Source organism: Streptomyces sp. NPDC052052 (genome assembly GCF_040680455.1).
GTDB lineage: Bacteria > Actinomycetota > Actinomycetes > Streptomycetales > Streptomycetaceae > Streptomyces.
Genome location: NZ_JBFAWU010000007.1, coordinates 73222 through 92231 on the forward strand (window position 1 = coordinate 73222; position 19010 = coordinate 92231).

The following is a 19010-nucleotide window of genomic DNA, read 5'->3' on the forward strand; positions in this document are numbered from 1 at the left end:
TCGGCTGTCGTCGTACGACGACGGTGATGACGCATGGCTCTCAGGGTGCCGGTTCGACGGTGGCCGGCGCTGCACAGTTCCTGGCCTCCAGCAGTTGCCGGCGCTTGTCGTCCTTGGCCCAGGACCAGTTGAGCGAGCCGGGCTTGCGTGCCTCGTCGGCCAGCTGCTTGACGATGCTTCGGCACACGAGCTCCTTGAGCTTCGCGCCGGGGCGCCCGCCGAGGCGGAGCCACATCGCGGTGTCGTCCCTGTGGGCGAACTGGAACATGCCGGCGCGACGCCCCAGGCTGAGGCACTGGCCGACCAGGCCGAGCTCGATGGGTGCGGGCCGCTCCCCCGTGATCCGGCTGAGCACGGTGTCGGCGGCGTGCGCTCCCAACGGCTGGGCGGCCTGGCAGCTCATCCGGAACGGCAGGTCGGACGGTGCCGCCGAGTCCCCTGCCGCGACGATGCGCGGGTCGTCCACGCTCGTCAGCGTCTCGTCCGTGAGCAGCCGGCCCACGGCGTCGGTGGTCAGGCCACTGCGGGCGGCCAGGTCCGGCACGCCGAACCCGGCGGTCCAGATGGTCACCCGGCTCGGCAGCTCGCGGCCGTCGCTGAGCCGCACGGCGTCGCGGGTCACCGCCGTCACTCTGGCGTCGGGGCCGTCGAGGACGGTCACGCCGAGTCCGGCCAGCCGCCGGGCAACCGAGCGCCGGCCTCGCGGGTGCAGATACGGGCCGAGCACCCCACCGCAGACCAGGGTCACGGTGCGGCCCGCCTCCGCCAGTTCGGCAGCCGTTTCGATGCCGGTCGGACCGGCCCCGACCACCGTCACCGGGGCCGTTGCGGGTGTGGCGTCGAGGACCTGCCGCAGTCGCTGGACCTCCTCCAGTTCGGCCATCGGGTGGGAGAACTCGGCCGATCCGGGCACGCGTGGGTCGGCGCTGCCACTGCCCACCGCGTAGATCAGGTAGTCGTAACCGACCGTGCCGCCGGTCGCCAATGTCACGCTGCGCTCGGCGGCATCGATCCGTGTCACGGTGTCGACCACGAGACCGATGCTGTCGGCCAGCACCGTCCGGTAGGCGACGACGGCGTCGTGGGAACCGCCTGCCAGTTGGTGCAGGCGGACCCGGTCGACGAAGGTCGGGCGCGGGTTGATCAGCGTCACGGTCACGTCGTCGCGTTGCGTCAGGCGGTTGGCCGCCATGACACCGGCGTATCCGCCGCCGATGACGACCACATCGGTGCTCTCCGTCATGGTGTCTCCTTCTTCGGGGTCTCGGCCTCAAGACACCGCGTGACGGGACGTTGTGACATCACGTGAGGCACATCACTCCGCAGGTGCGGAAGAACGCACCGGCTCCGCTCTCCCGTGACCCCGCGACGGCCCCAAGGGCTGTCCGGCTCAGGTCCGCTTGAAGAACTCGACCTCCCCGACCGCGATCGGCCGTCCCTCGCCCTGGCCGGCCGCGTCCCGCAGCACGAGCCGGACGGACACGACGTCGCTGATGGCGGTCCGTACCGTCTGCGGGCCCGGCTTGTCGGTGAGTGTCACCGTCTCCTCCCGGACCTCGCCGTCCGCCGTCGTGACGATCAGTTCGGCCCGGGTGGGCCGGGCCCCCTGCCGGAACTCCTTGGGCTCCAACGACACCCCGGTGTGCACCACGACGCCGACCAGCCGGAACGGCTTGTCGAAGGAGCATGTCAGTGACGAACCGAGCGCGGGCGCCCCCCAGTAGGTGTTGGTCAGTCCGTCGACGGCGTCGCTCGCCGGATGGCCGGGGGTCCGGGAGCTCGCGGTGACCTTGGAGGGGCTGATCTCCGCGGTCCCACCGAGCTTGTCCCGCACGTCCTCCACGAGATAGCGGCCTGCCGGTACGAGCAGGAAGCCGGCGCAGAGCAGCCCGACGACCACCAGGGCCAGCACGCCGCGCCGCAGCAACCGGCCCGATCCGCCCCGCACCCGACGCCGGAACGGCCACACCGTGCGCCACCGGGGCAGGGACTTCGGCTCCTCACGGGTCTGCAGGGGCGCCGCGCAGCGCCGGCAGAACCGGCGTCCCGGCAGGTTCGGGGTACCGCAGGCCGGGCACGGGGGGCCGTCCGGCGTCTCGTCCGGGGCCACGGGCCTGACCACGGGCCGCCGGGCGACCGGTACGGCCGGCTGCACCGCGGCCACGGGTGCGTCCTCGCCCGGAGGTTCCGGGCGTACGGGGGCGGGCCGGGCCGGCCGTGGGGGCAGCTCCGGTGTCGGTGCGGGCTCCGCGGGCGGCGGCCCGGCGGGGTCCGGTGCGGGCTCCGCGGGCGGCCCGGCGGGTTCGGGTGCGGGCGAGGGAGTGGACCGGGCCGGGGCCTCCTGCTCGGGGTGCGAAGAAGGCGGGGGGACGGGCACCGGATCCGCGTTCTCCGGTGCGGTACCGGGCGGGGGAACGGCCGGCGCACCGGCGGTGGCCCCGGCGGCCGGACCGTCCGGCTCCGCCGGTCCGTCGGATCCCGTGGCGGCGGAAGGGTTCCGTGACGGCCGGGAGGACCATCCCAGATAGGAGCCGCAGTTTCCGCAGAACTCGTCGTCCTCGCCGTTGGCGGTACCGCATGCCGGGCATGCACGCATCGCGTCAGTCTCCTGTCTCGTCCGGCGGGCCCGGCAGGATCTCCACCCGGCATGTGAGGTGTACGGGGCACGAGGCCGCGACGGCATCCAGGACGCGGCTCGCGTCCACCGGCCCTCCGTGCACCGACCAGACCCGCACCAGCAGTTCCCCGGTCGGGGGCGCAGCGAGTTCGGTGCCCGGCTCGGACGACCATGTGACGCCGCCGCCGTCCCGGATGTCCGCGTGTACGCCGAAGCAGAGCCGCAGGTGGTCCATCAGGCCGCGGCGGGTGCCACGCCACCGGTGCAGTTCGACGGCGCGCGCGACGATGGACCGCCGCAGCTCCTCGGGCCACGCCGGATCGATGTCGACGCCCACCCAGGACGCCAGCCAGGGCAGGAAGTCGTGCGGGGCCAGGGCGGGGTCGAAGTAGGCCGGGAGATTGTCCAGGGTGGACAGGACCGGTGCCAGGACGGTGTCGAGGCCTGCGGTGAACCGCTGGGCGAGGTCGTCGTCGGCGTACAGCGCGGGCAGCAGGCCTCCGATCGGATAGCGGCCGGCGAGCCCGGGGACCGCAGCCCTGGTCATGAGCCGTCACCGGCCCCGTCCGCGGTGACCACCACGACCTGGTGCTGGTGCGAGAAGACCAGTGCGCTCGGGGCCACATCGATCCGCTCCGCCGCCGCCCCGCGCCGTCCGGTGATCGGGTCCGCGGGGAACAGCCGTACCTCGTCCACCAGGCCGACTCCCGGTACGCCCTGGAGCACGGCGAAGACCTCGCCGTACTGCACGGGCCTGCCGAACGGCCACCCCGTCCCGTCCGCGCCGCCCCGCAGCGGGTCGATGTGGCGGAACAGCGCCGCGAGCGCCTCCGTGCGCACCCGGTCCGTGTCGCCCTCGTTCGTCACCAGCCGGGCTACCACGGTGACGCCCTGGTACGCGGGGGGTTCCACCACCAACCGGGTGCCGACCAGCCGCCGTTCGTCGAGGCGCTCCGCGACCGCCGACAGCACGGAGTCCGGCGGGATCAGCTGCTCGAACCGCAGCTGGCCGCCTTCGTCGGCGACCGCGTCGGGCACCACCAGGACCCGTACCGCGCCGGCTTCGCCCGCGACGGCGGGCAGGCAGCGGACCCGGCGCAGCGACGGCGCGGCCTCACGGGCGATGACCTCGTAGTCCCGGGCCGTGACGGCGCGTTCCTGCACCCTGAGGATGTGGGGTGCCCGGACCTTGGCGTTCTCCACCGTCTCGCCGTCGACCCCGCCGCGGGCCGCCTCGCGGTTGTTGACGTCCGCCACGTACGGCACCGAGCTGCGCAGCACGCAGATGGCGCCGCGGGCGACGTTGCCGGCCGCGCCGCCGCCCGTCCGGTAGCGCGGGATCCGAATCTGGGCGCCCTTCTCGGGCACCGCCCCGTAGACGCGCATCGTCCCGTCCGGCTCGCGCACCTCGGGCGGGAACCCGAACTCGCCGGAGACGGCGTCGATCAGCACGTGCCGGTCGCCGGGGGAAGAGGCGCCGAAGTGCTCCACCGGGGTCCAGACCTGCCAGCCCTCCGGTGAGGACACCTGGACGACCGGCGGCTCACCGTCCAGCAGCAGGGGTGTCCTGCTCACGGAGAACCTCTGGCCGGCGACGCCTTCGGAGACGCCGAGCGGGACGTCGAGGACGGTCTCGGCGTGTTCGACGTCCGTGGTGCCGCCGACGGTGAACACCTCGGCCTCCCGGATCGTCGGCGACTCGGAGTAGAACGGCTGGCCGGGTTCCGGTGCGGTGACCCGGCAGCGGAGCCAGCCCGCTCGGGTTCCGGCGGCCACGGACACGGTGTGCCCGGCCGGGACGAACACGGTCACCTCACCGGGCCGGTTGAGTCCGCCGGTGGTGTCGGTTCCGGTCCGGCAGGTGACCCAGCGGGCACCGTCCCACGCCTCCCACACCAGGGGCGGTTGCCGCGGGTCGACGCCCACGCCCTCCACACGGCTGTCCAGACGGATGGCGACGATGCACCGGGGCACGGCGGTGGGCAGCCCGAAGAGCAGCGCGTCGCCGGGCTCCGGCCGGGGCTGGAAGCACGGGATGTCCTTGCCGGCGCCGAGCGGTGCGGTGCGGTCGGTCTGCTCGCCGGACACCGGCGCGGTGACCAGCCGGACGAGCGAACTCGGCACGATCGGCAGGTCGTCGGAGGTGGAGAACACCACGGGCTCATCGGCCTCGCCGCGCGAGGTGGCGACCTCCGTACCGGCCGGGAGCAGGACGGTCTCCGGTTGCGGCGCGGACAGCCAGAAGTCGACCTCCGCCCGCGCCACCGTCGGCGGGAAAAGCCTGACGCCCAGCAGGTCGAGAAAGGCCGAGTAGTTCTTGTCCGGCACCCGGTTCAGCCGGTACAGCAACTGGTCGACCATGTACGCGAACGTCTCGATGAGGGTGACCCCGGGGTCCGACACGTTGTGGTCGGTCCACTCGGGGGCGCGTTGCTGGACGTACCGCTTGGCCTCGTCGACGAGCTGCTGGAAGCGCCGGTCGTCGAGGTTGGGTGAGGGCAGGGCCATCAGTACGCCCCCGTTTCTTCGGCGCCTTCGGAGGCAGGGATGGTGTAGAAGGGGAAGACGAGGTTGCGCAGGTCGTTCGTGGCCCGCACGGTGTAGTGCACGTCGATGTACAGGGTTCCCTCCTCGACGGCGTCGAACGCGACCACCACATCGGTCACTTCGATGCGCGGTTCCCAGCGCTCCAGCGAGGTACGGACCTCGTGCGCGATGCGCCCGGCGGTGGCGCCGTCACCGGGTGCGAAGACATAGTCGTGGATGCCGCAGCCGAACTCCGGGCGCATCGGCCGCTCGCCCGGCGCCGTGCCGAGCACCAGCCCGATCGCCTCCTCGATCTCCTGGTCCCGCCCGACCAGGCCGATGCCGCCGGTGGCGCCGACGCGCAGCGGGAAGCCCCAGCCGCGTCCGATGAACCCGCCGCTCACACCGGACCTCCGATCAGGACGTCCGGTGCGCCGCTCGTGATGAGGGCACCGCAGCTGGTCATGGACCGCATCCGGGCGGCCGGCAGCCCGCCGATCAGCACCTGGCCGGTCGCCGCGGCCGCGGGGTCGGGGAGGACGACGTTCCCCGGCCCGAGCGCGGCGTGCACGACGCACGCGTGCAGGCTGCCGGTCACGGCCGCGGGCCTGCCGCCGATCAGCACGGTGGCGACGGCTACCGCGGCGCCCGGTGGCGGGGTGGCGATGAGGCCGCCGTGGGCGGTGGTGTCGCCCGTGCGGGCTGCGGGGGGCATGGTCGCTGTTCTCCTTGCTGTGAGGGGGCTTCTGTCGCCGTACGGGCGGCAGGGCCGATGAACCAGTTGTGGGCGCTGCGGATCGTGGTGCGGAACTCGGCTGCCTGGGCGTCAGTTGATGCGGATGAGCTTGGCCTTGAGGACGGCGAGCAGTCCGCCGTCGACGGTGACGCCCGACGTGCCGTTGACGGTCACCGAGCGTCCCTTCACGTTCACGTCCCCGGTTCCGGCGTCGAGGGTGATGCCGGACGGTGCGAGGGTCACGGAGCTCAGTACCCGACTGCCGCCGGGGGCGTTCACTTTCAGGGTGATCTCGCTCCGCCGCTCGTCGAGCGTGACTTCGAGCCGCTGGTCGCCGCTGGCCAGCCGGACGCCGGAGGGGCCGCGCGGGGCGTCGAGCAGTTCCAGGCGGTTGCCGGAACGGGAGACCAGGGAACGGCGGTTGACCTTGCCACTGGTCGGGTCGACCAGCGGCACGTCGTGGCGGGACGGTTTGTCGACCCCGTTGTAGAGGCCGCCCAGTACGTAGGGGTGGTCCAGCAGGCCCTGTTCGAACCCGACCAGCACCTCGTCGTTGACCTCGGGGCTGAACACCCCGCCGCCGCCCTGGCCGCCCCACTGCACGGTACGGACCCAGTCGGTCACGTAGGTGTCGTCGAGCCAGGGGAACTTCAGCCGGACCCAGCCCCGTTCGCCCTTCCCCTCACGGATGTCGGTGACCACGCCGATCGCGAGACCCGGCATGCGGGGCCCGCGCGAGGGTGCGTTCGCCCCGCTGGTCAGTCCCGCGAGCGAGCGGTCGGGGGTGGTGCTCACCACCACGGTCGTGCGGTAGCCGCCGTTCGGTTCGAGGACATGGTGCGCGGCGGTCGCCGTGTAACGGCCGGCGAACGCGGGCCCGACGTTGCCGAGGGCCACCGGCTCACCGGCCCGCAACCGGGGATTCCCCTCGGCCACCGCCTCGATCTCGGCGTACCCGGAACTCACCGAAGCGGCGACCGAACCGGCCACGGCGCCGACCTCGGCCTGGGTCCGGTACGGGGTGTCGGTGACCGTCATCCGTGCGTTCCCGCCGAACGCCCCGGCCGCGGTCGTGGGGTTCAGCCCGGGGGTCACCGTCTCGCTGCGGAGGGACTGTTCGCGCGCCACCAGCCGTGTCTTGGTGTCCACGTTCCATCCGCGCACCTCCACACTGTCCGCCCCGTCCGCGCCGGTCAGCACGGCACGCAGGGCCAGCAGGTTGCGCCCGTACTCCAGGACCATCGGGTGCCGGGTGGCGGGGGTGGCGGGCGAGGGCGCCGACGCGGCGGGCTTGGGTCGCACAAACTCCAACCGGCCGTCGTCGTCCACCCGTACGTGCGCGCCGCTCTCCCCCGCGAGGTACTGGAGGAACTCCCAGTCCGAGACGTTGGGCTGGGTCAGCTGCTTGTACGTGACGGGCGCTGCCTCGATCCGTCCGCAGGTGAGCCCGGCGCCCGCGGCGACCTTGCGCACGATGTCGGCGGTCTTCATGTTGCGGTAGGCCACCACCTTCCGTCCGCGCTGGAGCCGGTGTGCCTTGGAGAAGGCCCTGACGACCGTGAAGGAACCGGTGGTGTCGCTGTCGAGTTCGAGTGCGGTGACCTCACCGGTGAACAGCCGCTCGCGCACCCGCTCCTGCACGGTCACCACGGAGATCTTCAGCGGGGTACCGATGGTGAGGCCGGTTGCGGTGAGCATCTTGTGATCGGGGTCCCGGTACATGAGCACGGCAGTGTCCGGGAGGCCGACGTTCTGGTCGATCACGCAGCTCACCAGTTGGGCCGCCCAGGCCTGCGGCAGCTCAGCGGGGGCCTCGACGATCGGATCCGCGGCGAATGCGCGGCCTGCTGTGGTCACCGGGCACCCTCCGGAGTGTGATCCTCGAGGCCGGGCACGACGAGCTCCCTGCCGGGGATCAACTGCATGGGGTCGTCGATGTCGTTGGCATGGGCGATCGAACGCCATGCGGTGGCATCGCCGTACTCCCGCCAGGCGAGCAGCGGCAGGCTGTCACCGGCGACGACCCGGTGGGTACGGCGCGCCTCCCGCGAGCCCGAGGTGGGATTCTGGCCGGCCGGATCGACGCTCGCCTCCTCGATCGACAGGGAGCAGGTGGCCCGCAGCGGCTTCCCGTCGATGTCGAACAGGGTGTACGCGACGGAGAGGTTGGCCATCACACCGTCGAACGAGGTCGTCTTCGACGTGCCCCAGTCGAACCGCACCCAGGGACTGGCGGGCGTCTTGCGGGCCAGACTGCTGGGGGTGGGCACACAGGCCGTCATCAGTTGCTCCACCGCCTTCTCCACCGAGTTGTCATGGGTGGCCGTGGCGTCCAGGAAGACCTCCAGGGACAATGCCCGGGGGCCGCTGCCCACGAATTCGGGCAGCGCGGACTGCCCGGCCGTCCGGGAGGGTGTGCGCCGCCACTCGGTGTTCTTGCTCAGGGAGAGCTTCGCGGGATTGAACTGCAGGGTGAGCCGGGCGAGGGTGCCGCCCGGTCTGGCACCGACGGAGGCCGGCGGTTCCATGATGGTCAGCTGGGCTCGGGCACGGCTCGCACGCGCAGCGGGTGACATGACGTCCCTCCTTCCGGACATTTTCCGATATCCGCGGAATGGCTGGTGAGTTGACGGCTCATCAGGATGGCTCCAGGCCCTCGTGTGCGATCTCCAGGGTCTCGGTCGCCGCCTGGGAGCTGGCGGGGTCGAAGGACGGCCCCTGCCAGCGCACCGGCACGATGCCGTGGACCTGCCAGCTGATGATCCGGCTGAGGTCCGGGCGGAGCGCGACGATCTCGCCGTCCTTGCGCTCGACCCGCTGGAGGGTGTCGTTCAGCCACCGTGCGATCTTGAGCGTGTCGGCGGTGACCGGGCGGGTCAACGTGATGTTGGTCCAGGTGATCCGCCCCGGCAGCTGCCAGGTGAACCCGTTGTTGCCGCCCTCGGCGTACTGCTCCAGCTCCACCTCGGCGCCCAGACCCGCGCAGGTGTGGAAGGCCCCCAGGTCACTGCCTCCGATCACGAGCTTGAAGAACACGCTCGTGGCGAAGATGTTGTCCGTCATGTGCTTCTCTTCTTCTCTGCCGTTTCCCGTGCTCCGTACCGGGCCGGGCCCCACCGTCAGCGGCGGCCGTCGTACAGCCGTCCGGCACGCTCCCGCCCTCTGCGCAGGTCCGCTCGGACCAGCCGGCTGACCGGATCGAGCAGACGGCGGGCCAGTTCCTCGATGTCCGCCCCGGTGATCCGGTTCGCGGCTGGAGCGTCCGTGTCGGGCGGTCCCGACGGTCCGGACAGTCCGGAGGGTCCTGCCGATGCGGTCCTTCCTGACGGCGTGGCGGGCCGCACGGGGGTCGCCCGCACCGGGACACCGGTGATTCCGGCGTCGGCCGCCGCGCGTTGGAGCACCTGGGCCGTGGTTCCGGGAGCACCGGTTCCAGGGGCCGGATCGGGTGCGCGCCGCCTGACCCGCACGGCGGGGCTCGGCGGTCCGCCGCGGGGAGCCCTGTCCTCGGCCACCGGTCCGGTGTTCACGGGGCCAGCGGAATCGGGCACCACCGGCATCGCCATCCGCTGTACGGGACCGGTCCCCGCTTCGGGCCCGACCGGTGCGGGCGGACGCGGGCGCACGACCGGAACCGGTGGAGCGGCGGAGGGCGCCTGCCGCGGAGCCGGGGAAGGGGCCGTGGGGAGGCGGGGAGGGTGCGGCTGCGACGGTTCAGGTGCCGGCGGGCGGGCGTTGAGCCCGGGCGGCGGCGGGCCGCCGTCCCGTGCCGAACGCTGCACGACGCGCCGCAGCAGGGAGCGGCCGGTCGATGGCCGTCCACCCACCCGTGGCCGCGCTTCTGCTCCTGCCCCTGCCCCTGCCCCTGCCCCTGGAGAACGACTCGGGTCACCCGCTGCCGCCGGGGGCGAGGGCGTCCCGCGCGGAGCGCTGCCGGGCTGTGGGGTGCCGGGCAGGGAGCGCTGGACGATGCCAGCACCGGTCGTCCCCTGGGCTGCTGGTCCCGGGACTGTCGGTCCCGAGCCGGACGCACGGGTCAGGTACGGGGACGCGGGTCCGCCGGAACGGATGCCCGTGCGAAGAGCCGTGTCCCGGGGTGCGGCGCCCGAGGGAGTCCGGTGCCCGGTCGGCGGCTCCCCGGCGCCCGATGGCTGCGCACCGTCCCGCGGCTGCCGCACATCACGACGCCACGTGGCCGCCACCACCGGACGGGCCGTGCTGCTTGCGGTCGGTGCCGTGAAGCCTTCACCGGACCCGGTTCTCACCGTCAGGGCCCTGTCCGCGAGGAGGGTTCGCGACCGTTGGACGGCCGACGGCCTCCTCCCGCGGCCCGCGACGGCCCCGGGCGCCCACCCCGGCTCCCCTCCCGTAGCGATCCTCCTGACGCGTACCGGTCCGATGGAAGCCGATGAAGAAGGGGAGTTGGAGGGCGCGTTCGCAGCAGTACGGACGGGGCCCACCGCGCGCTGGGCGACCGCGGGTCGTGGTTCGGACGTACCTGGCCCCGCAGGCGCCGCGGACGAGCGCACCGGCATGCCGGCGGGCGCGTTCACGGGTGCCGGCGTCGGTGTGGACCCGGCCGCCGTTACAGGTGTCGGTGCGGACCCGGCCGGTGCGCCGATCGGATGCGCGGCAGGCACCCCTGGCGTCGTCCGGTCCCGCTCCGGACCCATCGTTCCCTGCCGTGCCCGACGGCGGTCCCCCAGCAGCGGTGCGTCGTCCCGGAGCCTGGCCGTCGGCGGGAGGGAAGGGATGGGGGCGCCGATCCCGCCGCGGGTGCGGGCCTGCGACACCCGCCCGTCGGGCTGGGACGGCCCCGCGGCCCCGGAAGGGGCCGAAGGCCGCGACGGCGCGCCAGCCTGTGTCCTCCCCTCCGGGCCGGATGCCGCAGTCCGTTCCGACTGGGTCCAACGGGTCGACCGGGACAGCTGGACGGGCTGGGGCAGCCGGGGTGTCTTGGCCGGCTTCGGGGGCCCGGCCTCCGGAGCGGGGGTGCCGGCTGCGGGTGCCTCCGCGTCCACTGTCCGCCGCTGCAGTACGGGCATGCCTGGTTCCGGCCGGGCTTGCGGGCCGGACGATGGGTTCCCGGTCACCGTCTGCGGACCCAACGGCAGGGCTCCGAGGGGCAGTTCCCGCAGTGACCGGCCCAGGGCGGGGCGGACCGCAGGGGCGGCAGGACGGTCGGTCCCGGTGGTGCCTTCCGGTGAGGAGGCGGGAGCCGTCCGGCCGGAGCCGCTCGGCCGGTCGGGAAGGGCCGGCCGCACAGCGGAGGCTGTGGTGGGAGCGCGTGGTGCGGGGGCGGTGGCCGGTGGGATCCCAGCGATCTGGCGCAGGGTCATGTCCGGACGCCGGGCAACGATCAGGGGTGGTGCGGTCCGCCGCGGACGCACCGCTTCGGGCCGAGATCGCTGCTGCTCACCGCGTGTCGATGCGCTTCCCTCACGCTGCCGCCGCTCACCCCGTGCCGTTCCACCGGCCTCACGCCACTGCGGCGCGGACGCGACGGTCGGCCCCGGAACCGCCGCAGGCGCCGCTTCCCCGTCCGCACCGGTCGCGGCGGCACGCAGCAGCAGCGGCCCACCGGGGGATGCGGGACGCGGGACGCCCGGACGACCGGTGACCCCGTGGATCAGCCCCACCGGCGCGGACGGCATGACGGCATGGCCGAGCTCGCCGCCGAACGCGACGTTCTGCCAGGAGGCGAGGCCGGCCCGGAACCGCAGTCCGTCGCTCACCGCGATCGAGGACCGGGCGACCGTCGCCGACGGCGGCGCGACCCGTCGCCACCCGCCGTCCCAATCGCCGGCCCTTCCGCCGTCCCGCCGATCGGTCCGCTCGTCGCTCCGGTCGGTCACCGGCGCCGCACCGATCCCGGTATCGGCTTCGGCGCTCCCCGCGCCGGACGCACCGGGCTGCCGCCCGTCCGCTCGGCGGAACCGGTCCCTGAACCCCACACGATCACCCGCCTTCGTTGACGCGGGTGTTGATCCGCGCGATCTCCCTCACCCACTGCTGACGCTCGCCGTGGGTGAGGTCGAGAATGTCCTCACGCTGCCAGTGGAAGTGGTAGGCGACGTACGCGATCTCCTCCCACAACCGGGAAGGCGCGTACGTCACGATTCCCCCAGGCGCTCACCCGAGAGGTCCACCTCGAACGATCCGTGACACAGCGGACAGGTCACCTCGGCATGCGTGTGGCCCTCGCTGTTGATCCGGCGGTAGAAGTCCTGGAGGAACGCCACGTCCGTGGCGTACATCCGCTCGACGACTCCGGCGTGCACATCGGTGATGGTGCCGAGCTGGGTGATCACCTGGCTCAGCAGCACCACACTCAGATACGCCGGGTTCTCCTTCACCCGCAGGTCGATCTGCGGACGCAGCTCGTCCCGTGCCGTTGCCAGCCGCATCGAGCCGCGCCGGTGCACCTGGCCCTCGTCGTCCACGTAACCGCGCGGGAGCTCGAACTCGAACTCCGTGAGCAGGCTCTGCCGGTCCCGCTCCCGTGCCGGGGGCGGCGTGGAGACCTCCTCGTGTGCGGCCGAGGGAGCGGCCGCGAGACTGTCGAGGACTTCGTCGAGCCCGCCCGACGTGACGGTCCTTCGCCTCATTCGACCACGATCTCCTCGAAGGTGATGGTGACCGTCTCGGTGGCCGCACTGGACTCGCCGGCCTTCAGCGAGGGGCCTTCCCACTTGCTGGCCCACCCCTGCATCAGCTGGATCCGCCGGACCGTCTCCCCCTTCGAGTCCTTGATCTCGATGGTGAGGTTCTGGCGCGCGGTGTCGACGGCTCCGTTGTTGAGCGTCTCCTTGATCCAGTTGGTGAACTCACTGCTCTTGTCGAGTCCGCGGGTGATCGTGACCTCGCCGGCCTGGCGCGCACCGGGCTGCTTGCGGATGATCTGCTTGCCCTCTGCGGTCACTTGACGGACCTCGACGACTTCCTCCTCGACGGCCAAGCCGCTGATCTCTTGGATCGACTCGACGAGATAGCCGCCGAGCTGCACGCCGAAGACGTGGGTGGAAAGAGCGTCGCCCTCTGCCATGACTCTGTGTCACCTGTTCCGTTCGTGGACTGTGCCGGGTCACTCGTTGACAAGGCTGGTGCTGTCGGAGAACTGCGCGAGGCGGAAGACCACGAACTCCGCGGGCTTCACCGGGGCCACGCCGATCTCGCAGACAACCTGCCCGAGATCGATCGACTCCTGCGGATTGTTGTCGCGGTCGCATTTGACGTAGAACGCCTCCTCCGCGGTGCGGCCGAAGAGAGCGCCCCGGCGCCACTCCTCGGTGAGGAAGGCCGTGACATTGCGCCGGATGCTCGACCAGAGGCGGTCGTCGTTCGGCTCGAACACCACCCACTGGGTACCCAGGAGGATCGACTCCTCCAGGTAGTTGAAGAGGCGGCGTACGTTGAGGTAGCGCCAGGCCGGGTCGGAGGAGAGCGTCCGTGCGCCCCAGATCCGGATCCCGCGCCCGGGGAAGGCCCGGACGCAGTTGACGCCGATCGGGTTGAGCAGGTCCTGCTCGCCCTTGCTGAGGCGGAGTTCCAGATCCAGCGCACCGCGGACGACTTCGTTGGCGGGGGCCTTGTGCACGCCGCGCTCGCCGTCGCTGCGCGCCCAGACGCCCGCGACATGACCGCTCGGCGGGACCAGGGAGTTCTGACCGGTCGACGGGTCGAAGACCTTGAGCCACGGGTAGTACACGGTCGCGTAGCGCGAGTCGAAGCCGGCGTCGTCGTTGCGCCAGGTACGGACCCGCTGGGCGCCCATGCCGGGCGGAGTGTCCAGGACGGCGACCCGGTCGCCCATCTGCTCGCAGTGCGAGATCACGGCCAGTTGCACGGTTCGGACGCCCTCGGCATCGATGTCCCCGCGCTGGTGGGCGCTCATCAGATCCGGAACCGCGACCATGGTGATCTCGTCGATCGCCTCGAGGCCCGCCAGCCCGGTGCGGTCCGCCGCGTCGCCGAGGAACTCGGCCGGGTCGATCCGCGCGGCGCCGGTGGCCGGGGCGGCGGGTGCGAGGGCGAGGGTCTGGTTCTCGGGGCGGCTCTGGGCCGCCCCGGGCTCTTCGGTGACCTCGATGAACCTGGACCGGCGGGCCTGGGCGACCAGGTAGCTCTTGATGCTCTTGCGGGTGGAGGCGTCATAGGTCTCCACCTCCTTGCCGGCCTGTCGCACCAGCAGCCGGAACCGGTCCTCCGGAGGGTTCTCGCCCTCGGCGTCGGTGACCTCCACCGAGACGTCTCCCCCGGAACCCGGCCGCGCGGAGAACAGGAAGCCACCGAGGGCGACGGACGGGGCCGCCGCGGGCGCGGAGCTCTGCGGAGCGTCGGCGGCGGCGCCGCCGACGCGCACGATGTAGGCCGCGCCGCCGCCGTTGGCGAAGTAGCCGTGGACCGCGGGGGTCAGGTACGTGTCGGGGGCGAAGGTGCCGAAGGTCCGGACGTACTGGTCCCAGCTCGTCACCAGCGTGGGCCGGTGGAAGGGGCCGGACTCCGCGAGTCCGACGAAGGCTGCGACCGCGGTGCCGACTCCCTCGATGGGCCGTGCTCCGGACTGCACCTCCTCCACGTATACACCGGGGGTGAGGTACGACGGCATGCTCGCTCCTTCGGGTGGTCATTCGTTCGCTCGTTCAGTCTTGCCCGGCAGCCCCGGCGGACTGTAGGCCTCAAAGTCCTGGGCGAGGGGCAGTGGTACTGCCTTCCCAGGCACCCTCATGCCGGCGTGCGCTTCCCCTTGCGGGCCCTTCGCAGCGGCGGGTGCGCTCCTCGGCCCGAGGCGTTCCCGTTCCGGTCGTACAACGGCGAGGCAGAGCCGTTTCGCAGGCGGTCCCGTCGACATCTCGATGGCTGAATCGACGAGGCCGGGAATCTCCGGATTCCGCGAATAGTGGCTTGCACGATCCGGCCGCCGCGCGGTTCCCCCCATATACCTGCGGCACCACATCGACGAATACCGGCCAGAATCAACAGCGTTGGACCGCCTCTTCCGGCCTGATTCATGCTCCACGGATCCCCCCGAACACCCTTTTCGACGACCTCCGCGGCCCGCCTCGAGGGCGCCAACAACAGTCCTGGACTGGAGGGTTGGCATTCGACTCACCTGGGAATGCTCACTTGTTGCCGATCTCGCAGGAATCGCGGAGTCCAGGCTTTCGGGATGCACAGGGCGGCGAGATCTCGGCGAGCAGCCGACCGGCCAGCCCCTGGTCACGACTTCTGTTGTTCACATTTACGGCACAGAAATACGGATGACTGGCGCTATTGTTCCTCTGGTGCAAGATCACTCAGTACGCCACTGACATTGAGCACTTGGTGACATCCGGAAGCCTGAGTTCCAGTAGCAGGAGTGCCGGGTTTGGAACAGGTCACGGAAGCGGTGACCGTGGCGTTCTCCGGAATCTGGATGGGGGTGACCCAGTGGTAGTCCTGGTTGCGAAAGGTCTCCAGAGCGATGGTGGTGATCTTCCGGTCCCCGAAGGAGATGGTCAGTACACCTTCGTCGCCCTGGAAGTTCGCCACCACCATGTCCGTGACGCCGAAAACCTTCCCCTCGGGAACCCGGTACGTCCCCTTCTTCCCGGCCCCGGCCCGCGATTGCACATCGATCGTCGCCGAGCTCTGGGCGCTCCCGGTGCCCACGCCGCCCGTCGATCCGGAACCACCCGAACCGTTGCCGCCGGATCCGGCCGAGTCACCCGGAGCGGCCCCCGGCCCCTGACCCTGGTCACCACCCGAGCTGCCGGCCGTGGTCGCGCCCGGCTGCTTGCCGCCACCCGCCTCCTGCTGCGCTGCCTCGGCAGCCGCCTGCTTCGCGGTGCTCCGCACCGCGGGCCGCACCAGCGCGAACCACGCGATCAGGAGCGCGACCAGAGCCGCCAGCACAGCCAGCAACCACTTGGGCAGCAGCGGAAGTTGGACGTACTCGCCCGGCAGGGCGCCGGGGCGTCCGGACGGCGCATCCTCCACGCCCCCCTCGGAGCTCTCCACGGCGTCGACCTCGAACGCCCAGGTCACCGGCTTGCCGAACCAGATCAGCTTCCGGGCCCGCACGCGCAGGCCCACCTCGGCGGACTCGCCCGGTTCCAGGCGCCTGCGATCCGGCGTGAAGGCAAGGCGGAGTTCCTCCCCGGCCTGCTTCCCGATGAGGACAACATCTGCCGGAACGTTTCCTCGGTTCTGCACCGCGGTCCGGAACCGGCCGCCCAGCCAGCCGCGGCGGCGGTGGGGATCCAGCTCCGTCCGCAGCTCGTGGAAGGGCTCGACGACCACGGTGGCCTCGGGCACCGCCACCGTCTCGGGGCGCTCCGTGGGCAGCACACGCACACCCAGGGGTATCTCACCGGCCCGGACCTCGTGGGACCGCGGCGGCGCGAGTCGTACCGTCACCACCTCGGATGTGCCCGGGTACAAGGAGACGCGCGCCGGCTCCACCGTGCTCCACGCCGCACAGTCGCCGACCACGTCGAGCGTGTACGCCTCGACGATGTCGCCGTCGTTGCGCACGGTCAGCGTGGTCGTCACTTCAACGCCCGGCGACACCGTCACCGTGGTCACTTCGAGTTCGGCAGATGTGGTCACACTGCGACGCTATGCCGCACTCGCGGCCCCGCAGCAGAGACGGGAGGGCAACGAGCGGGCAGTGCTGATGCCCCGACAGCACACCGGCACGGCGTGCCCGAACCGCCTCCCCGAGCCCGGTCCCCCTGAGCCGCGGGCGTGTGCACGCGATCGGCAACCGGCAACGAGGCAACGACGGAAGCACCTGAGGAAGACGAGCACCGAACGATGACGACGACAGACATGAAGAGCCGAGCGGCGGAACGCGGCCTCGCCCGCAGGGCCGTCCCCTCGCAGCCCTCGGCCCAGGGCGGCACCAAGGAGGCCCCCGGAGGCAGGATCTCCGTGGCGGTGTACGCGGAGGACCTGATCCTGCAGACCGGCATAGTCCACCAGTTACGCCTCCGGCCCGAGATAGAGCTGATCGAGGAGTCCGAGGCCGACGGGGCCCAAGTCTCCCTGGTGGTGGTGGACATGGTGAACGATCCGGCCGTCCAGCTCCTGCACCGCCTCCAACGCAACACCTCGACCCGCACCGGACTCATCGTCGGTTTCTTCGAATCGGGTGCGCTCCAGACCTTGATCGAGTGCGGTGTCGCCGCCGTGCTGAGGCGCGGGGAGGCCGACCAGGATCGTCTCGTCCACCTGGTGAAGGCGATAGCGAAGGGCGAAGGGGTACTGCCGGGTGACCTGCTCGGGAAGCTCCTCGACCATGTCAGCAGCCTCCACCGCACGGTCCTCGACCCCCGGGGGCTCTCGCTCTCCACTCTCACGGCGAGAGAGGCCGAGATGATCAAGCTGGTGTCGGAGGGCTTCGGTACGGCGGAGATCGCGCAGAAGACCTCGTACTCCGAACGCACCGTCAAGAACGTGCTGCACGAGGTGTCCACACGCCTCGAACTGCGCAATCGTGCCCACGCCGTGGGCTACGCCATGCGCCACGGTCTGATCTGAGCCGAACGCGGCGGGATCCCGCGCGGACGTGGTCGCCGCGCGGGAGCCCGTGGACGTGGTCGCCGCGCGGGAGCCCGTGGACGTGGTCGCCGCGCGGAAGCCCGTGGACGTTCCGGTAGTGGGCCACCGGTCCGCTGCCGGCGGCCGGGCCTTCTCCGGGGTCCGAACGTCGTCACCGCGTCCGGCCCGCGTGTTCTCGCGGGGCAGCGGTGTTGCCCCCGCGGTGCCCCTGCGCCCCTGTGTCGGGCTCCTCCCTCGGCCTAGCGTGGGTCCATGCGTACCCATGAGAGCCCCGGGCGCACTCATCGCACCCCGCTCGCCACCCCCGTACGGAACAGTCCCGGCACGCGTACACCGGCAGACCTGCAGAGCACGATGGGCAACGCGGCCGTATCGCAGTTGATCACGGTCTCCCGGATGATGAGCGAGGGCGAGTTCAAGCAGAGCACGTCGAAGTTCTGGCCGCGCGGCCGCTCCGAGATCACCAGGGTGGACGAGGCGCTGGCCGCCTTCCACGCCCTGCCGGAAACCGACCAGCGGGGCAGGCTGTTCGCTCTCAAGGACATCGTGAAGGCGTGCCGCGACTACACCGAGCACAAAGAGGGAGGCTCACGCGTCGACGGGACCGAGCAGCTGCGCCGACAGGCCGAGGAGGCGCAGAAGGGACTGGACCTCGAGTCGGTCTACCAGGGTCTGCTCACCGAGATCGACCGGATGAGGGACCCCGACGAGGACCAGGAAGCGCTGGGCGCAAAGGCGCAGACCACGGCCCAGACCATGCCCGCGGACCGGTTCCAGACCATGATGCACGGGTACGTCGGGCAGTTGGCGGATCTCCTTGCGCACGAGACCCTGCCCGAGGAGACGCGCGCGGTCATCGGGGAACTGATGGAGGTGGTGCACCTGGTGACCGTGATGCAGTACCCGATGGGCAGTATGCCGGGCATGAGACTCAACCCGGCCACGGACGGCGACGGCCAGTCGTTCACGTTCAACGTCGACACGCAGGCCCTGGGCGGCACCTCCTTCCTGCTGGGGCACATCGCCCATGAACTCACGCATGTGGCGGCCCATCAGGCGTTCGGCAGCAGCCCCGTGATGGAGCTGGTGCGGTCCGGTACGTCCGACAGCGAGGTCACGTCGCTGGCCGCCGAACGCAAGCGGACGCTCGACGAACTCCAGAAGGAACTGTCCGGAAATGCCGAGTTCAATGGATTCCAGCAGCGGATCCTGAGGGAGAAACTCGTCTACGGTGCCCAGCCGCACAAGCTGGAGAAGTACGCGGACGCCTTCGCGAAGAAGGGCTCGATCACCGCCGAGCAGAAGGAACGTCTGATCGGCTGGGGCAAGGCGGCCGGGGAGGCGTCCGGCACGCTGGTCGAGTACGACACCGTGCTCAACCAGATGCTGGTCTACCTGCACATGTGGCAGACCAGCCAGGACAACCCCTTCTACGTGAAACTGCGAGCCGCGGCCAAGGTGGCCTACGACCGCCGGCGCAACACCCCTTCGGCGGCGGACCAGCAGGCGTAGGCCGGCACGGTTCCGTACCTCGGTCGTCCGGACGTCCGTGCTGCGGCAGTGGCCGCCCGCCGCAAAGGGCACCCA

General features: G+C 71.5%; 17 protein-coding genes. 2 read left to right on the forward strand and 15 right to left on the reverse strand.

Annotated elements, in window-relative coordinates; genetic code table 11:
* Window positions 1-40 precede the first annotated feature (40 nt).
* From AB0L71_RS10585 to AB0L71_RS10655, 15 genes are all read right to left on the reverse strand, one after another.
* Window positions 41-1243: an FAD-dependent oxidoreductase gene (locus AB0L71_RS10585; protein ID WP_365240517.1), complete on the reverse strand. Its 1203-nt coding sequence runs from the start codon at window positions 1241-1243 to the stop codon at window positions 41-43.
* 147 nt (window positions 1244-1390) lie between these two features.
* The gene (locus AB0L71_RS10590; RefSeq protein ID WP_365240519.1) at window positions 1391-2596 is read right to left on the reverse strand and encodes a zinc ribbon domain-containing protein; all 1206 of its coding nucleotides are present in this window, start codon (window positions 2594-2596) and stop codon (window positions 1391-1393) included.
* A 4-nt stretch (window positions 2597-2600) separates the two neighbouring features.
* Window positions 2601-3164, reverse strand: coding sequence for a phage tail protein I (locus AB0L71_RS10595; RefSeq protein WP_365240521.1), 564 nt, complete (start codon window positions 3162-3164; stop codon window positions 2601-2603).
* Window positions 3161-5125, reverse strand: coding sequence for a putative baseplate assembly protein (locus tag AB0L71_RS10600; RefSeq protein WP_365240525.1), 1965 nt, complete (start codon window positions 5123-5125; stop codon window positions 3161-3163). The genes AB0L71_RS10595 and AB0L71_RS10600 overlap by 4 nt, the downstream gene beginning before the upstream one ends.
* Window positions 5125-5547, reverse strand: a complete 423-nt coding sequence (locus AB0L71_RS10605) for a GPW/gp25 family protein (protein ID WP_365240527.1) — start codon at window positions 5545-5547, stop codon at window positions 5125-5127. Before AB0L71_RS10605 ends, AB0L71_RS10600 begins: the two co-directional genes overlap by 1 nt.
* A complete protein-coding gene (locus AB0L71_RS10610; RefSeq protein WP_365240529.1) occupies window positions 5544-5858 on the reverse strand; it encodes a PAAR domain-containing protein in 315 nt (104 codons plus the stop codon). Before AB0L71_RS10610 ends, AB0L71_RS10605 begins: the two co-directional genes overlap by 4 nt.
* A gap of 111 nt (window positions 5859-5969) precedes the next feature.
* Window positions 5970-7736, reverse strand: a complete 1767-nt coding sequence (locus AB0L71_RS10615; protein ID WP_365240531.1) for a VgrG-related protein — start codon at window positions 7734-7736, stop codon at window positions 5970-5972.
* Window positions 7733-8455 (reverse strand): peptidase M23, encoded by a 723-nt coding sequence (locus tag AB0L71_RS10620; RefSeq protein WP_365240533.1) that lies wholly within the window; start codon window positions 8453-8455, stop codon window positions 7733-7735. Before AB0L71_RS10620 ends, AB0L71_RS10615 begins: the two co-directional genes overlap by 4 nt.
* Before the next feature lie 61 nt (window positions 8456-8516).
* Window positions 8517-8942 carry a phage tail protein gene (locus AB0L71_RS10625; protein ID WP_365240535.1) on the reverse strand — a complete coding sequence of 142 codons (426 nt, stop codon included), beginning with the start codon at window positions 8940-8942 and terminating at the stop codon, window positions 8517-8519.
* Window positions 8943-8998: 56 nt separating this feature from the next.
* Window positions 8999-9409: a hypothetical protein gene (locus tag AB0L71_RS10630; RefSeq protein ID WP_365240537.1), complete on the reverse strand. Its 411-nt coding sequence runs from the start codon at window positions 9407-9409 to the stop codon at window positions 8999-9001.
* A 2428-nt stretch (window positions 9410-11837) separates the two neighbouring features.
* The gene (locus AB0L71_RS10635; RefSeq protein WP_365240539.1) at window positions 11838-11996 is read right to left on the reverse strand and encodes a DUF6760 family protein; all 159 of its coding nucleotides are present in this window, start codon (window positions 11994-11996) and stop codon (window positions 11838-11840) included.
* The gene (locus AB0L71_RS10640) at window positions 11993-12487 is read right to left on the reverse strand and encodes a hypothetical protein (protein ID WP_365240541.1); all 495 of its coding nucleotides are present in this window, start codon (window positions 12485-12487) and stop codon (window positions 11993-11995) included. The genes AB0L71_RS10635 and AB0L71_RS10640 overlap by 4 nt, the downstream gene beginning before the upstream one ends.
* A complete protein-coding gene (locus AB0L71_RS10645; protein ID WP_365240543.1) occupies window positions 12484-12924 on the reverse strand; it encodes a phage tail protein in 441 nt (146 codons plus the stop codon). The genes AB0L71_RS10640 and AB0L71_RS10645 overlap by 4 nt, the downstream gene beginning before the upstream one ends.
* 39 nt (window positions 12925-12963) lie before the next feature.
* Window positions 12964-14487: a phage tail sheath family protein gene (locus AB0L71_RS10650; RefSeq protein WP_365240545.1), complete on the reverse strand. Its 1524-nt coding sequence runs from the start codon at window positions 14485-14487 to the stop codon at window positions 12964-12966.
* A 662-nt stretch (window positions 14488-15149) separates the two neighbouring features.
* Window positions 15150-16445: a hydrolytic protein gene (locus tag AB0L71_RS10655; RefSeq protein WP_365240948.1), complete on the reverse strand. Its 1296-nt coding sequence runs from the start codon at window positions 16443-16445 to the stop codon at window positions 15150-15152.
* A gap of 231 nt (window positions 16446-16676) precedes the next feature.
* Between AB0L71_RS10655 and AB0L71_RS10660 the strand changes: the two genes are divergently transcribed.
* Together AB0L71_RS10660 and AB0L71_RS10665 are read left to right on the forward strand one after the other, a co-directional pair.
* On the forward strand, window positions 16677-17402 hold the full coding sequence (locus AB0L71_RS10660) for a LuxR C-terminal-related transcriptional regulator (protein WP_365240547.1): 726 nt from the start codon (window positions 16677-16679) through the stop codon (window positions 17400-17402).
* Window positions 17403-17675: 273 nt separating this feature from the next.
* Window positions 17676-18935 carry a hypothetical protein gene (locus AB0L71_RS10665; protein WP_365240549.1) on the forward strand — a complete coding sequence of 420 codons (1260 nt, stop codon included), beginning with the start codon at window positions 17676-17678 and terminating at the stop codon, window positions 18933-18935.
* The last annotated feature ends 75 nt before the right edge of the window (window positions 18936-19010 follow it).